We start from the raw sequence: 16,015 nt of genomic DNA on the forward strand, positions 1-16,015 counted from the left end.
AACAAAACGCTCAAGCGTTGACCCCACGGACACAACGACAGGAAACCGACATGACCCTTCGCCGTTTGCTACTCACCTCTACCCTGGGCCTTTCCCTTAGCGCCGGGGCGTTCGCTGCCGATTTTCCCGACCGCGCGCTGACCCTTGTGGTCCCCTGGCCCGCGGGCGGTGCTTACGATTTGGCCGCGCGCCTGATGGCCGAGCATGCCAATGACTATCTTGGCGCGCCACTGGTGGTGCAGAACGTGACGGGGGCAGCGGGCTCGACCGGCGTGCGCCAAGTAGCCGAGGCAGACGCCGATGGCTACACCCTGGGCATGATGGGCACCCATGCTATTGCCCAGAGCTACATGAACCCCAATGCGACGCCGCTCGAGGCGCTCGATCCGCTCGTGTTCATTGGCCCGGAACCGGCAGCGCTGGCCGTGGCAAGCGACACCGGCATCACGGATATCGCAGCCTACCTACAAGCGCTGCAGGAGACGCCCGGTTCGATCATCAACGGCAACGACTCGCCAGGTGGGTTCTCCTACATCGCAGCCAGCATGCTCGAATCGCAGTTCGACGTTAGCCTGACGAAGATTCCCTACCAGGGCTACTCGCCAACGGTATCGGCCCTTCTCTCGGGCGAGGTCATGTCGGCGCTTCTCCCCATTCCGTTGCTGGCCGACCAGCACGCTGCCGGTCAGTTGACGCTTCTGGGCGTGGCCGCCGATGCGCGCCACCCTTTCGCACCTGAGGTTCCCACCTTCAAGGAGCAAGGGTACGACTTCGTTGCCGAAGACTTCTTCATGCTCTACCTCCCCAATGGCGTGTCCGATGAGCGCCGCGAAGCGCTGGCATCGATGTTCTACTCCCTGCTCGAGGACGACGCTTTCCAAGCAGCAGCAAGCGAGGTAGGGCTGGTGATAGCGCCTCGCCCGCAACAGGCGACGGCCACCTACCTTAGCCAGCGTGCCGATGAGGTTTACACCCTTCTCGAAGCCGCCCATCTGGTCGATGCCAGCCTGGCTCGCTGAGGCAGCCGCCGCCTTACCGGGAAAAATAAGGGAGAAAAACGCCATGCGCTTCCTGCTGCGTTTGGGTCGCACCCCAAGGCGCGACCTTGCCTGCGGTCTTCTGTTTGGCGCCGTCGCCGTCGTCGGCCTGATCGAGGTCACTACCAATGCTCGGCTCATGGATACCTTTGGGCGCGGGCCCGACCCAGGCCCGGCGCTGCTGCCGCTGATCGTGCTCTCGCTTCTGCTGACAGGCGGCGCGGTCTTGCTGCTCAAAGGGCTGGCAGGCTGGACATTCACGCCACCTGAAGCGGACGAAAAAGACGCGGTTGAAAAAGACCCGACCGAGACACCGCCGCCAAGCCAGCACCTGCACGCCATAGCCTTGCTTGCCTCGCTCGCGGTGCTACCCGTGATGATTTCGTGGCTTGGGTTTTTACTCGCCAGCACTCTGTTTGCCGCCCCCTGGCTCATCTGGCTGGAGTACCGCCGGGGAGTTAGCCGCCGCCGCGCGCTACTGCTGGGCGTGGTGGTCGCCGCGTTGCTGGCCATCGCCCTGCACGTCGTCTTCGTCACTCTGCTGGGCATCGCCATTTAATCAGCCCGGTGATCTGCCCTGTGCCAGGAGTATCGCATGTTGATCGACAGTTTCTTTACCTCGCTCTTGGCTACCCTCGCCTCCCCTTGGGGCGTGACGCTGGCCGTATTGGGCACCCTGCTGGGCATCGTGCTCGGGGCGTTGCCGGGCGTTAGCTCCACCATGGCGCTGGCGATCCTGCTTCCGCTGAGCTTCGGCATGACGCCCGAGCTTGCCATTCTCTTTCTGCTCTGCGTTTTCGTTGCCAGCGTCTATGGCGGCTCCATTTCGGCCATTCTGATCAACATACCGGGTACGCCCGGGGCGATCGTTACCCAGCTCGACGGCCACCCGTTGGCGCGCCAGGGTCGCGCCAAGGAGGCCTTGGTGTACGCACTGGTCGCCTCCAGCGTCGGCGGTGTGATCGGCTTGGTGTTGCTGGTACTCATCGCGCCTTTATTGGCCTCGGTGGCGATGCAGTTTCGCAGCCCCGAGTTCACCGCCATCGCCGTTTTCGGCCTGGTGCTGCTGGCCTATGCCTCACCCGGCTCGACCGTGCGCGGACTATTGGTCGGTGCCATTGGCCTGCTATGCGGCATGGTCGGCTTCGATGCCCTGACCGATGTGTCGCGCTTCACTTTCGATAGCCGCAGCCTGCAGGGAGGCATCGAGCTTGTGCCACTCTGCGTTGGGCTTTTTGGTCTGGCCGAGGTGCTCAGGCATTTGCACGCCTTGCGCCAACGCCGCCCCGATGTCGATATGGCGACGCTGCACTCACCGGCACCCAAGTTCGGCGCTCTCGCCAAGCGCTGGGCCTCGATGCTGCGCGGTTCGTTCATCGGCGCGCTGGTCGGCGCCATTCCCGCCGCAGGCTCGGCCATTGCCGTGGCCATCGCCTACGCCCAGGAAATGCGCTTTTCGCGCCGGCCAGAGCGCTTTGGTCAAGGAGCCATCGAAGGGGTGGTCGCGCCGGAGGCCGCCAACAGTTCGAGCATCGGTGGCACCTTGATTCCAATGATGACGCTCGGCGTACCGGGGGATGCCATCACGGCGGTACTGATGGGGTCGCTGCTGATCCACGGGCTGCGCCCGGGGCCCTTGCTCTTTGCCGAAAACCCGGGCTTTGTCGGCAGCCTCTACGCGGGCTTCCTGCTTGCCCTGCTGCTGACTCTGGCGCTCGGGCTCGTGCTCATGCGTTGGCTGCCCTGGATACTGCGTATCCCGAACCACATGCTCTTGATCGGTATTGCGCTTCTCTGCGTGGTGGGCGCTTACGCTATTCGCAACAACATGGCGGACGTCTACATCATGCTGTTCTTTGGCGCCGTGGGTTACGTGCTGTACCTGCTGTCGCTACCCACCGCTCCTCTCGCGTTCGGGCTGATACTCGGCCCGCTGCTCGAGGAGAACCTGCGCCGCAGCCTGTTGCTTGGTCGCGGTTCCTGGGACGTGTTCCTGCATAGCCCCATTGCCATGGGCCTGTTCGGTCTGTCCCTTGTGGCCATCGTGCTGCCGCTGCTGGCACCGCTGTGGGTACGCCTTGGCGAGGACATCAAACGAGCGCGAACGCCGTGAGGTCCGCTCCGCAAGAGACGGGGCGGAGCGGTCAAGCCGCCGGGTCGGCGTTCATCTTGTCGAGCAGGTGCATCAGCGCGACCTGCTCGGCGGGGTTGAGGTTTGCCATGGTGGCGTCGCTGATGCGCTTGGCCTCGGGCACCATCTCCTCGACCAGGGCCTCACCGGGCTCGGTGATCACCACCATGACCTTGCGCTGATCCCGCGGGTCGGTGCTGAGACGTACCCACTCCCGTGCCTTGAGGCGCTTGATCACCCCGCGCAGGGTGGCCGGGTCGATGGCCGTGGCGTTGACGATGTCGGTCAGCGAGCTCGGCCCACGCTCCATCACGGTGCAGAGAGTCACGAACTGGATGGCGGTGAGCTGTTTTTCCGCCACGTGGCGCTGAAAGATGGCGATATGACGCTGGTAGGCCTTGCGCAACAGATGCCCCACCTGCTCGGAGAAATCGTAGCCCTGTTGGGACGGAGTGGGATGGTCGGCATGGGGGTCGAGCATGGAACGATCCGATGTCATTCAGATTCCTTGAGTGGATGGCGGCCTGTCTGAAAGGGTTACTACCTGGCCCGCCTATTTATGGTGTGTACATTATAATTTTACCGTAGACTCAGGCAACCTCTGTCCAAGACGCGTTGCCCCGTGATCCAACAATAACCTAGGAGGCTTCCCGTGTTCGCTCATCGACCGCTCTCCCCCCGATCCCACGACCGGCAGGCGCTGCTTCACGGCTCCAATATTCTCGTCGTCTACCGGGACCCGGTGGCGTCGCCCAAGCCGGCCCCCGGCCAACCGGGGACCCACTCGGATTTCGTGCCCACGGAGCCGGAATTCTTCGTCGCCATACTCGACAGCGGCCAGGTGCTCGCTTTCAACGGCCATGTGGACCTGGGGACCGGCATTCGCACGGCCCTGGCCCAGATCGTCGCCGAGGAGCTCGGGGTAGCGCTTGGCTCGGTGACCATGGTGCTGGGGGATCCATTCGACGTGCCGAACCAGGGCCCGACCATCGCCAGCGCCACCATCCAGATCACCGCCGAGCCGCTGCGCCGGGCCGCTGCCCAGGCCCGGGAATACCTGATCGATTTGGCGTCAGAGCACTTCGAGGCGCCACGGGAGCGGCTGGTCTGCGCAAGCGGAAGCATCAAGCCTCGGGATACCGCCTGCCTGGCCATCGGCTACGGGGCACTGCTCCAGGGCAGGCGCCACGCGCTGAAACTCGCCGAGACCGTCGCCTTGAAACCCGCCGATGCCTACACCCTGGTGGGCAAGTCCTCGGCCCGGGTGGACATTCCCGGCAAGGCAACCGGGGCACTGACCTTCGTGCACGACCTGCGCGTGCCCGGCATGCTGCACGCCCGGGTAGTGCGCCCGCCCTACGCCGGTCACGACCGGGGCGCCTTCGTCGGGACGTCGCTGATGGACGTCGACAAGTCCTCGGTGATGGATATGCCAGGCGTCGTCGACGTGGTGGTACAGGGAGATTTCGTCGGCGTGGTAGCCGAGCGCGAGGAGCAGGCCGCCGCCGCCGCCCGGGCCCTGCGGCTGACCTGGCGTCCTCCGCAAGGCCTTACGGATCTGAGCGACATCGAGGCCGCCCTCGTCGCTCTGCCCGCCCAGCACCGGTCGCTGCTCGACGAGGGCGACACCGACGCCGCACTGGCCTCGGCTCACCACCGGATACACCGTACCTACCTCTGGCCGTTCCAGCTGCATGGCTCCATCGGCCCTTCCTGCTCGGTGGCGGACTACCGCGACGGCCGCCTCGAGGTGTGGTCCGGCACCCAGAACCCGCACAGCCTGCGGGCAGACCTTTCCCGCCTGTTGGAACTCGACGAAGGCGCGATCACGGTGACGCGCCTGGAAGCCGCCGGCTGCTACGGACGCAACTGCGCCGATGACGTGGGCGGGGATGCGGCTCTGCTCTCCCGCGCGGTGGGCCGGCCGGTGCGGGTCCAGCTCACCCGGGAGCAGGAGCATTTGTGGGAGCCCAAGGGCGCGGCCCAGCGCATGGAGATCGAGGCCGGCATCGACGCCGACGGCGCGCTTGCGGGATATCGTTTCGTGACCCGCTACCCCTCGAACAACGCGCCGCTGCTGGCATCGCTTCTGACCGGCGTGCAGCCTCCCAGCGACGTGCCCTTCCAGATGGGGGATCGTACTTCGGTGCCCCCTTATCGCTACCCGCATCGCCGTATCGGCTGCGATGACGTGCCCACGCTAGTGCGCGCCTCCTGGCTTCGCGGCGTCTCCGCCATGCCCAACGCCTTCGCCCACGAGTGCGCCATCGACGAGCTCGCTCACGCGGCAAAGGCGGACCCGGTCGCCTTTCGGTGCCGCCACCTGAGCGACCCACGGGCCGTGGCCCTGGCTAGAGCGCTCGCCGAGCGCGCCGACTGGCAGCCTCGCCGGGCGTTCAGCGCCCCCCGGGAGGAGGCGGGCTGGCACTACGGGCGAGGATTCGCCTACGCCCAGTACGTGCACAGCAAGTTTCCCGGCTTCGGTGCAGCGCTGGCGGCCTGGGTGGTGGAGCTCAAGGTACACGGTGAGAGCGGGCGCATCGTCGTCGAGCGGCTCTGGGTTGCCCAGGACGCGGGGCTGATGGTCAACCCCGCCGGCGTGCGCCACCAGGTGCATGGCAATATCCTCCAGACCTTGAGCCGCACCTTGAAGGAGCGGGTGGAGTTCGAGGCCGGCCTTCCGGCTTCCCGGGAGTGGGGAAGCTATCCGATCCTGCGCTTCTCGGAGCTGCCGGCGATCGATCTCCTGCTGCTGGATAGGGCCGACCAGCCGCCGCTGGGGGTGGGCGAATCCACCTCGCTACCGGGTGCGCCCGCCATCGCCAACGCCCTGTTCGATGCGCTGGGGCTTCGCTTCACCCGGCCGCCGTTCACGCCGGACATCGTTCGCGCGCGTCTGCGTGAAAACGTTGGCGATGCGCCGATGGCTTCGAATATACGGTGACATTCTCATTCAAGTTGACAATGAAACGGTCGTTATAAACAGGGTACACACAACAAAATACGGTCGATTTGGCAGCCCTATCCGACCCTGTCGACCCGGCTATGGCTCATTCGAAACCCTCGAGGATGTAAATGCGCAAGCTCTCCCGCCTGTCGTTGACACAAAAACTGCTGTGCGCCGTCGCGCTGCCGCTGCTCGTCGTCGCCGTGATTCTCGGCATCATCGTCAATCAGCAGCTCAATACCGCCATTCCTGCGCTGATCGACAACGCCGGCAAGCGCCAGGTGGCGGCGCGGGCCGACGAGATCAGCCGCTGGATCACCGGCTATCGCAACTGGAACGCGGTGCTGGCCGAGGACGAGCGCCTGGCCGCGGACGTACCGATGGCCTCGCACCTTGGCTGGCTCGAGAAGCGCTACCCGCCGGGCGGCACCATCGAGTCACTGTTCTTCTCGGACGCCACCGGCGACACCCTCACCCATGCCGGCGTGGTGCTGGATATCTCCGAGCGCGGCTACTTCAAGACCGTGGTCAGCGACGCCACCCAGGACAGCCTGCTGGTCGATCCGGTCATCTCGATGGTGAGCGGCCTGCCGACCGCGCTGATCGTCGATGCGGTCTTCGACGACGCCGGCAACCGCGCCGGACTTCTGGGCATCACCGTGTCCATGGCGGCGGTGTCGGACATCACCTCGGACATCAACGTCGGCGAGGGCAGCTACGGCTGGATGATCGACAGCCAAGGCCAGGTGATCGCCCACCCGGTGGAGGAGTATCGCATGAGCCTCAACTACACCGACGGCGACGAAACCCAGGGCTACGAAGGCCTGAGCGCACTGAGCGGGCGAATTCTCGACGGCACCCCGGGCTCCGGCGAGATCCTCATGCCCGACGGCGAGCGCAGCGTGCTGATGTGGAGCCCGGTGCAGGGCACCTCCTGGGTGGTCGGCGTGACGGTGCCTGCCGCCGCCTTCACCGCCGTGACCAACAGCCTTCTACAGTCGCTGCTGGTCGCCGGCGGACTCCTGTTGCTGGCACTTCTGGGCGTGGTCGCTTTTGCTGCGCGCCGCGCACTCGCCCCGATCAAGCACACCGCTCGCGCCATGGCGGACATTGCCCAGGGCAAGGGCGACCTGACCCGCCGCCTGGAAGCGAAGAGCCAGGACGAGATCGGCGATCTCGCCAACGGCTTCAACGCCTTCGTCGAGCGCATGCAGAACACCCTGGTCGAGGTGCGCCAGAGCGCCCAGACGGTACTGATCGGCGCCGGCGACATCGCCGATGGCACTCACGAGCTCTCCTCGCGCACCGAGCAGTCGGCGGCCAACCTGCAGGAGACCTCGGCGTCGATGGAGGAGATCCACTCCACGGTATCGCACACCTCGCATGCCTCGGATCAGGCCAGCGGGCTCGCCTTCGAGGCCTCCAGCGCCTCCCAGCGCGGCAACGAGTCGATGACCCAGATGCAGGCCAAGATGCAGGCGATCACCGACTCCTCGAACAAGATCAGCGAGATCATCGGCATGATCGATTCGATCGCCTTCCAGACCAATATCCTGGCGCTCAATGCCTCCGTCGAGGCGGCGCGGGCTGGCGAGCAGGGCCGTGGTTTCGCCGTGGTGGCAAGCGAGGTACGCACGCTCGCCAGCCGCTCGGCCAGCGCCGCCCAGGAGATTCGCGCGCTGATCGACGTCTCCGTGGATCACACTCAGCAGGGCAACCAGATCGTCTCCACCGCCGCGCAGCAGATGGCGGAAATCCATCGCAGTATCACCCAGGTCACCGATGTCATCGGCGAGATCGCCGCCGGCGCCCGGGAGCAGACGGCGGGCATCGAGCAGGTCAACACGGCGATCGCGGAAATGGATACCATGACCCAGCAGAACGCCTCGATGGTCAGCCAGAGCGCGACGCTTGCCGCCGCCATGCGCGAGAACGCCGAGCGCCTGGACCAGCTGATGAGCGAGTTCGTGCTGGGCAACGAAGGCGCCGCCCGGACGACTCGCACGCCGCCGCGAGCCGCTCCCGCCCTGCCCACGCCCCAGGCAACCGCCGCGCCGCGCAAGCCCCAGCCCGCCGTGGCCGAGTGGGAAGAGTTCTAAGGTCGATCGGCCGCCCCCAACGCAACCGGCCCGCCACCGAAAGGTGGCGGGCCGGTTGCGTTCAGGCCTTATCTTTGCGAACACGAACGCCCTAGAACACGAACGTCAGCAGCAGGTTGAACACCAGCGCGGCGACGAACCCCAAGGGGGCGGCGCGAAACAGAAGCTTCGGCAAGAGTCCCGCGCGCTCCTCGTCGCCCGGGCAGGAGCCGAGGATGAGGCTGCCGCCGGAGGAGAATGGCGAGATCGAAGTCGCCTGAGCGCCGACCACGATGGCGATGAAGATCACCATCGGGTCGATACCGACGGAGGCGGCGATCGAGGGCACCAGCGGGAAGAGCGCCGGCGTCACCACACCCAGGGTGCTGGCGAACAGCGACATGCAGGCGGCCACTACACCGAAGGCGACGGCGATCAGCACCGGTGGAATGCTGGTGCCGATCCACGCGCCCAGCATGTCGATGGTGCCCGCCTTGATCGCGATTGAAATCAGCATGCCGACGCCACAGATCATGATGATCGTGCCCCAGGGCAACGAAGCGATCGCCTTGCGCTCGTCGCCGAGCTTGAGCAGCAGCGCGATCACCGAGAAGACGCTGGCGATCAGGCCGATATCCACCTTGCTGTTGAGCAGCGCGACGGTCGCGTTGTCCGGAGCAATCAGACTTGCGATCGGCGGCAGCAGCACTGTCGCCATCATCAGAAGCGTCAGCCCCAGGGTCATTCGCTGCTCGCGGTTGAGCGGCGCAGGCCGCTCGACGTGATCGAGGGTGGCCATGACTACGCCCCGGCGGCGGTTGAACACGATCAGCCCGCCCAGCACGATGATCGGCACCACCAGGGTGCTGGCGAAGATGCCGGCGCTGTTGATGAATGCCTGGCTGTCGGAGACCCCGGCCTGGGTCATCAGAGTACGAAAGATGATGCCACTCTGGCTGGAGACGAAGTTGGCTCCGGCCAGCGCCCCATAGTTGACCGCCATCGCGCCGATGATCAGATTGAGTCCGGTGCGCGCGCAGAGCAGCAGCGTCAACGGCGCCATGAACGCCAGCACCGTGTAATAACCCGCCCCCAGCGCCGAGATCACCACCGCCGCGAAGAAGATCGCGAACGGCAGCAGGTGAGGGAAGTTCCGGCAGCGGTACATCAGATGCTCGGCCAGCTTCTCGAGGGTGCCGTTGACGATGGCGAAGCTGTAGAACAGGCACACCGAGAAGATGATGAAAAAGATGTTCAAGGGCCACGAGGCGATCACTTCGCGTGGGCTCAAGCCCAGGCCGAAGCAGCCCAGAAGGTAAGCGAAGGCGATCGCGAACAAGCCGATATTGATCTTGGTGCGATAGCCCAGAACGATGGAGACAACGATCGCTCCGACCACCAGTAGACTCATCATGAGCGGATTCTCTTTTCGCGTTGGGAAGGCGGTCTTACGCGGACCGCTCGATCTTGAATAGCCGCGCCGGGTTGTCGCACAGCACCCGCTGACGCTCCTCGGCCTGGGGCAGCAACGCCTCCATGAAGGCGATCTGGGCGGCGTAGTCGGTTTGCGCCTCGAAGCGGGTATGCGGCCAGTCGCTGCCCCATACCAGACGCTCGCTGTGGCCAAACGCCTCGCGCAACCGTGAAAGCGACGCCTGGGCCTGGGCGAGCCCCGCCTCGCAGCGGTAGGGCGCGGAAAGCTTGACCCAGACATCCTCGCTCGCCGCGAGCTCGAGCAGCGCGCGATCGCCGGCCCTTGCCGGGTCGAGCGCGCCCGCTGGCAGGCCGAAGTGATCCACCACCACCGTCACGCCCGAGGCGAGAATCGGCTGCACTACCTGGGCGATATCGTCGATGCCGCGCTGCACCTCCACCGACCAGCCGCGCCGGCCAAGCTCGGCGAACAGCGCCTGCCACTGGGCGCTCAGGTACGCCTGCGGATTCTTGCCGATCAGGTTGAGGCGAATGCCGACGACGCCGGCCTCTTCCAGCGCGTTGAGCGTCGCGCCATCGATGTCGTTTTCGACCACGGCGGTGCCGCGCAGCCGCGCCGGATGGCGAGAGAGCGCCTCGACCATGTAGCGGTTGTCGGTGCCCAGAAAGCTCGGCTGGACCAACACGCCGTGGGAAAGCCCTGAGCGGTCCAGGTGGGCCAGATACTGCTCCACCCGAGCGTCATACTCCGGGCTGTAACGCCGGCCCGCCGTCAGAGGCAGGTCGCGTTCGAAGATGTGGGCGTGGGTATCGATGCCGGTCAATGCCGCTGAAGTAGGCGGGGCCATGGTTTTCCTCATGATGTAGGCTCGAGTGCAGGCGCGCGAGCCCTCTGTATTCGAACCGTGCCTGCCTGAGAGCCAACTGAGGCGCTCGGCGGTCTGACGGCTTCTTGTAAATTCATATATATGAATAGATGAATCGCACAATACACGTTTTTGAACGCCCTGGGCGCGGTCTACGACTAAAGGTGGTACATTCTGAACAGAAAAATATGCGCGGATGACACCAAGGAACACGCTCGATGACGGACATGCGGCTACCGCTTTACCAGCGTCTGCGCGACGACATGCTGGCCCGAATCGCCGCCGGCGACTGGGCGCCGGGCACGGCGATTCCCACTGAGGCCGAACTGACCAAGTACTATGGCGTGGCCGTGGGCACCCTGCGCCGAGCGGTCGAGACGCTGGTTCAGGATGGGCTTATGGAGCGCAGTCAAGGCCGCGGCACCTTCATTCGCCGGCCCAACTTCGACGGCTCGCTGTTTCGCTTCTTTCGCCACGTGGATAGCCAAGGCGAGCGGCGCGTGCCCACCGGCCGCGTCATGGTGCGCCATGAAGAATCCGCCGGCCGCCGCGTGGCCGACGCGCTGGGGCTCGAGGAGGGCGCGTCGGTCGTCTACCTGGAGCGCGTGCGCCAGATCGACGGGCAGACGATCTTTCATGAGCAGATCTGGCTCGACACCCGACGTTTTGCCCCTCTCTTGACCGTCGACCCCGCCGACTTCGGCAACCTGCTTTACCCGTTCTACGAACAGCAGTGCGGACAGCTGATCGGTGCGGCCGAGGAGACCCTGTCGGTGGCGACCGCCAGCCAAGCGATGGCCGATCGGTTATCGATCGACCCGGGCCAACCGGTGATCGTGATCGAGCGTATCGCCAAGGGCTACGACGCCACGCCGCTGGAATTTCGCCGCTCCACCGGCGACGCCGGGCCGTTTCGCTACCGGGTCGATATCACCTGAGCCGCGCTTTTCGATCCACAAAAAACCCGCGACCAGGTCGCGGGTTTTGCGTTTCAAGAGCTTGTGTTTCAAGAGCTTGTATTTCAATAGCTAGCGTTTCAGAAGCAGGCCGTCAGTCGATCAGCGGCAGCAGCGTATTCAGGCTCTCCCGCGCATCGCCGTAGAACATGCGGCTGTTCTCCTTGTAGAACAGCGGGTTCTCGATGCCGGAATAGCCGGTACCCTGGCCACGCTTGGAGATGAACACCTGCTTGGCCTCCCACACCTTGAGCACCGGCATGCCGGCGATGGGGCTGTTGGGATCTTCCTGGGCCGCCGGGTTGACGATGTCGTTAGAGCCAATGACGATCACCACGTCCGTCGAGGCGAAGTCGTCGTTGATCTCGTCCATCTCCAGTACGATGTCGTAGGGCACCTTGGCTTCCGCCAGCAGCACGTTCATGTGCCCTGGCAGACGTCCGGCGACCGGGTGGATGCCGAAGCGTACCTCTTTGCCGGCGGCGCGCAGCTTGCGCACCAGGTCGCTCACCGCGCTCTGCGCCTGGGCCACCGCCATGCCGTAGCCCGGCACGATGATGACGCTGTCGGCGTCGTTCAAGGCGCTCGCCACGCCGCCGGCGTCGATGGCGACCTGCTCGCCCTCGATCTCCGCCGCCGGCCCTTGGCTTCCCCCGAAGCCGCCCAGAATCACGTTGACGAAGTTACGGTTCATCGCCTTGCACATGATGTAGGAGAGGATTGCGCCAGAGGAGCCCACCAACGCGCCGGTGACGATCAACAGATCATTGGAGAGCGTGAAGCCGATCGCCGCCGCCGCCCAGCCGGAGTAGCTATTGAGCATCGACACCACCACCGGCATATCGGCGCCGCCGATGCCCATGATCAGGTGGTAGCCGATGAAGAAGGCCAGCAGCGCCAGCAGGATCAGCGTCCAGAAGCCGGCGCCGTTCAGGTACATCACGGCCAGCACCAGGGAGAGCACCGCTGCACCGGCGTTGAGCAGGTGCCCACCGGGGAGCTGGCGCGGCTTGCCATCGACCTTGCCGGCGAGTTTGCCAAACGCGATCACCGAGCCCGTGAAGGTCACCGCACCGATGAAGATGCCCAGTACCACCTCGATCTGCAGAAACGTCAGCTCGTCCGGCGCCTTGGTCGCGACCAGCGCGGCAAACGCCGAGAACTCCTGCATCACGCCGTCGGCGGCGCGAGCCGCCAGCACCCGGCGACGCTCGAGATCCGCGCTCCAGGCGACGAACACCGCCGCCAGGCCGACGAAGCTGTGCAGTGCCGCCACCAGCTGGGGCATCTCGGTCATCTCGACCTTGCGCGCCAGGTACGTGCCGATACCGGCGCCGATCAGCACCATCGGGATCAGCCATCCGTAGCCGCCGATACCGGGGCCGAGCGCGGTGAAACCCACCGCCACCGCCATGCCGACGATGCCGTACCAGACGGCGCGCTTGGCCTTCTCCTGGTTGCTCAAGCCCCCCAGCGAGAGAATGAATAGAACGCTTGCCGCGATCGCAGCGGCGGATACGAACCCTTGACTCAACATAGCGTGTCCCCGCCGCTCAGGATTTCTGGAACATGGCGAGCATCCGGCGTGTCACCAGAAAGCCCCCCACGATATTGATGGTGGCGATCAGCACCGAGATCGCTGCCAGGACGACCACGACCGCGCTGCCGGAGCCGATCTGAAGCACCGCGCCGAGAATGATGATGCCGGAGATCGCGTTGGTCACCGCCATCAGCGGCGTGTGCAGCGAGTGGCTCACCTTCCAGATCACCTGGAAACCGATGAAACACGCCAGCACGAAGACGATGAAGTGCTGCATGAACGACGCCGGCGCGACCTGGCCGAGCAGCAGCATCAACACACCGCCCACGGCCAGAAGCCCGACCTGACGCGTGGTCTGGGCCTTGAAGGCGGCGGTCTCCAACGCCCGTTTCTCCTCGGGCGTCGGTTCCTTCTCCTTCTTCTTCGGCTTGGCCGCGGCGATCGCCTTCACCTTCGGCGGCGGCGGCGGGAAGGTGATCTCGCTTCGGTGGGTCACCGTCGCCCCGCGGATCACGTCGTCCTCCATGTCGTGAACGATCACGCCATCCTTTTCCGGGGTAAGATCGGAAAGCATGTGACGGATGTTGGTGGCGTACAGGAGTGACGCCTGGGTCGCCATGCGCGAGGGAAAGTCGGTGTAGCCGATCACGATCACGCCGTTGTCGGACACCACCCGCTCATCAGGCTTCGTCAGGTCGCAGTTGCCGCCCTTCTCGGCGGCGAGATCGACGATCACAGAGCCCGGCTTCATCAAGGCGACCATGTCCTCGAGCCACAGCTTGGGTGCCGGGCGGCCGGGAATCAGCGCCGTGGTGATGACGATATCGACTTCGGCTGCCTGCGCGCGGAAGCACTCGAGCTGCTTCTCGCGAAACTCCGGGCTCGAGGGCGAGGCGTAGCCGCCGCTTTCCGAGCCGTCCTGGGTGTCGTCGAAATCGAGAAACAGAAACTCCGCGCCCATCGACTCGATCTGCTCGGAGACTTCCGGGCGCACGTCGAACGCGCGCACCACCGCCCCCAGGCTCGTGGCGGTGCCGATGGCGGCAAGGCCGGCCACGCCCGCGCCGATCACCAGCACCTTGGCCGGCGGCACCTTGCCCGCGGCGGTCACTTGCCCTGTGAAGAAGCGCCCGAAGTGGTTGCCCGCCTCGATCACCGCGCGGTAGCCGGCGATGTTGGCCATCGACGAGAGCGCGTCCATCTTCTGCGCCCGCGAGATGCGCGGCACCATGTCCATGGCGATGACGCTGGCGCCCTTCGCCCGGCACTTCTCGAGCATCGCCTCGTTCTGGGCGGGCCAGAAGAAGGAGATCAGCGTCTGGCCCTCGCGCAGGCGCTCGGCTTCTTCGTCACTGGGCTCGCGTACCTTGATGACGACCTCGGCGGCGTCGAAAAGCGCCGTCGGCCCCTCGACGACCGTCACGCCGGCGGTGCGGTAGGCTTCGTCGTCGAAGCCCGCTGCCATACCAGCCCCGGTCTCGATCAAGCACTCGTGGCCCAGCTTCTGGAGCTGGCCAGCGCTCTCCGGGGTGAGCGCGACCCGCGCCTCGCCCCGAAAGCGCTCTTTCAATGCGCCTATTTTCACTCGATGTCTCCCTTGGGTAAGAAAGCCAAGCAACGCCACCCGCTCTTTCCGGCTCGGCTAGAGAAGGCGACGCACGCCGCCGCCCGCATGAATCCAAATATCGCCAATATGTAGTAATATTACATTTATATACACCCAACTTTTGGCTAATACCGACAATTATTTTGTAATGATAACTAAATAAAAGCAGGGAAAAATCGTCAAGGTTTCTTTCAAGAGTACTCGCTGCGGGCAAGCAGGCGGCGCTCCATCAACGACGCCTCCCGCAATATCAGCGACATCATGTCCCCGATCGCCTTGCCGATCAGCGCCCTTGCGTCGACTCGTGCCATGCGTGGGTTTAACGTCATATGTTAGAACACGGTCGAATCAAAGCAATTACGCTGCTTATACAGGCGTATTTGGCCGCTTCCCGCGCTTTTCATCTGGTACTTTATGACCACGATCGCCAATTAAAGGCCATACTTGTTCAGGACCGCCACCCATTAAAAGAGACGGCGCGCCGCGCGCCTTCAGAGGCACCGCCTTGGATCCCCTACGCCATCGCATCATGAACGGCTTCACCCTGCTCGAGCTTCTGGTGACCCTGGCCCTGCTGGGGCTGCTCGCGGCGGTGGCCTTTCCGAACTTCGCCCGCGTGATCGAGGCGAACCGCCTGGTGAGCGCGACCAACGAGTTCCAGACCGCGCTGATGTACGCGCGCAGCGAGGCGGTGCGGCGCAACCGCAGTACGATGCTGATCCCCTTGGAATCGAGGCAGTGGTCGTCGGGTTGGCGAGTCGAGCAGAACGGTCAGCCGCTGCGCCAATGGCCGCGCTCGAACGCCACGGTGCAGATATCGACAGGGCTCGACGAGATTCGCTTCAATAGCCTCGGGCGTTTCGCGCCGTCCACCGGCACATCGGCGGTTCGGCACATCGCGCTCGGGATAGGAGATCAGGCGCGCTGCATTCGCCTGGAGCCCAGCGGCCTCTCGCGCGTTCTGACCCCGCCGCAGGCGTGTTCTGCGCCCTGACCGCCCATGGAGGCCGCGATGAAAAAGCAGCAGGGTCTGTCGTTGATCGAATCGCTTGTCGCCATGCTCATCATGGCGGTTGGCCTGCTGGGCGTTGCCAAGCTGCAAACCGAGGCGCTCACCCAGCAGCGCAGCGCCTACCTCGAGACCCAGGCCACCAACATGGCCCAGGACATGATGGACCGGATTCGCGCCAATCGTGATCTGGCCGGCGCCTACACGCTCGCCTTCGGCCAGAACGTGAGCGGCACTGGGCTCGCCGCCCGCGACAAGCGCGAGTGGGCGGCAGACGTGGCCACGGTGCTGCCCCAGGGCCAAGGGGCGATCAGCGTCGCCCAATCGAACGTCAGCGTGACGGTACGCTTTACCGATATCGTCTCGCCGTCGCGGCCATGGCGCGTCGTGCAACTGGCCTCGGAGCTTTGA

13 protein-coding genes are annotated in these 16,015 nt (G+C 64.9%); 8 read left to right on the top strand and 5 right to left on the bottom strand.

Features of this window, described 5'->3' with window-relative positions; translation table 11 throughout:
• The first annotated feature begins 50 nt into the window (after nt 1–50).
• The 3 genes from GEV37_RS08710 to GEV37_RS08720 are packed head-to-tail and all read left to right on the top strand — an operon-like array spanning nt 51 to nt 3,150.
• Entirely contained in the window at nt 51–1,019 is a 969-nt protein-coding gene (locus GEV37_RS08710; RefSeq protein WP_227389855.1) for a Bug family tripartite tricarboxylate transporter substrate binding protein, read from the top strand.
• 43 nt (nt 1,020–1,062) lie between these two features.
• A complete protein-coding gene (locus tag GEV37_RS08715; protein ID WP_227389856.1) occupies nt 1,063–1,596 on the top strand; it encodes a tripartite tricarboxylate transporter TctB family protein in 534 nt (177 codons plus the stop codon).
• Between the two features lie 36 nt (nt 1,597–1,632).
• The gene (locus tag GEV37_RS08720; RefSeq protein WP_227389857.1) at nt 1,633–3,150 is read left to right on the top strand and encodes a tripartite tricarboxylate transporter permease; all 1,518 of its coding nucleotides are present in this window, start codon (nt 1,633–1,635) and stop codon (nt 3,148–3,150) included.
• Between the two features lie 31 nt (nt 3,151–3,181).
• On the opposite strand, the gene GEV37_RS08725 is transcribed toward GEV37_RS08720, so the two are convergent.
• Nucleotides 3,182–3,667, bottom strand: coding sequence for a MarR family winged helix-turn-helix transcriptional regulator (locus GEV37_RS08725; protein ID WP_275951400.1), 486 nt, complete (start codon nt 3,665–3,667; stop codon nt 3,182–3,184).
• Nucleotides 3,668–3,820: 153 nt separating this feature from the next.
• On the opposite strand from GEV37_RS08725, the gene GEV37_RS08730 reads away from it, so the two are divergent.
• The gene (locus tag GEV37_RS08730; RefSeq protein WP_227389858.1) at nt 3,821–6,112 is read left to right on the top strand and encodes a xanthine dehydrogenase family protein molybdopterin-binding subunit; all 2,292 of its coding nucleotides are present in this window, start codon (nt 3,821–3,823) and stop codon (nt 6,110–6,112) included.
• A gap of 131 nt (nt 6,113–6,243) precedes the next feature.
• Nucleotides 6,244–8,214, top strand: coding sequence for a methyl-accepting chemotaxis protein (locus GEV37_RS08735; protein ID WP_275951401.1), 1,971 nt, complete (start codon nt 6,244–6,246; stop codon nt 8,212–8,214).
• Between the two features lie 91 nt (nt 8,215–8,305).
• Here GEV37_RS08735 and GEV37_RS08740 read toward each other — a convergent pair whose 3' ends face one another.
• Complete coding sequence (locus GEV37_RS08740; protein WP_227389859.1) at nt 8,306–9,607, bottom strand: SLC13 family permease; 1,302 nt, start codon at nt 9,605–9,607, stop codon at nt 8,306–8,308.
• Between the two features lie 34 nt (nt 9,608–9,641).
• Nucleotides 9,642–10,475 carry an amidohydrolase family protein gene (locus tag GEV37_RS08745; protein ID WP_227389860.1) on the bottom strand — a complete coding sequence of 278 codons (834 nt, stop codon included), beginning with the start codon at nt 10,473–10,475 and terminating at the stop codon, nt 9,642–9,644.
• 236 nt (nt 10,476–10,711) lie between these two features.
• On the opposite strand from GEV37_RS08745, the gene GEV37_RS08750 reads away from it, so the two are divergent.
• On the top strand, nt 10,712–11,431 hold the full coding sequence (locus tag GEV37_RS08750; protein ID WP_227389861.1) for a GntR family transcriptional regulator: 720 nt from the start codon (nt 10,712–10,714) through the stop codon (nt 11,429–11,431).
• Nucleotides 11,432–11,543: 112 nt separating this feature from the next.
• Here GEV37_RS08750 and GEV37_RS08755 read toward each other — a convergent pair whose 3' ends face one another.
• Nucleotides 11,544–12,986, bottom strand: a complete 1,443-nt coding sequence (locus GEV37_RS08755) for an NAD(P)(+) transhydrogenase (Re/Si-specific) subunit beta (protein ID WP_227389862.1) — start codon at nt 12,984–12,986, stop codon at nt 11,544–11,546.
• A gap of 16 nt (nt 12,987–13,002) precedes the next feature.
• Nucleotides 13,003–14,574: a Re/Si-specific NAD(P)(+) transhydrogenase subunit alpha gene (locus GEV37_RS08760; RefSeq protein ID WP_227389863.1), complete on the bottom strand. Its 1,572-nt coding sequence runs from the start codon at nt 14,572–14,574 to the stop codon at nt 13,003–13,005.
• 526 nt (nt 14,575–15,100) lie between these two features.
• On the opposite strand from GEV37_RS08760, the gene GEV37_RS08765 reads away from it, so the two are divergent.
• Nucleotides 15,101–15,589, top strand: coding sequence for a GspH/FimT family protein (locus GEV37_RS08765; RefSeq protein WP_227389864.1), 489 nt, complete (start codon nt 15,101–15,103; stop codon nt 15,587–15,589).
• Between the two features lie 18 nt (nt 15,590–15,607).
• Nucleotides 15,608–16,015: a type IV pilus modification protein PilV gene (gene pilV, locus GEV37_RS08770; protein WP_227389865.1), complete on the top strand. Its 408-nt coding sequence runs from the start codon at nt 15,608–15,610 to the stop codon at nt 16,013–16,015.

This window comes from Vreelandella malpeensis, assembly GCF_020622355.1.
In the GTDB taxonomy this organism is placed as follows: Bacteria; Pseudomonadota; Gammaproteobacteria; order Pseudomonadales; family Halomonadaceae; genus Vreelandella; species Vreelandella malpeensis.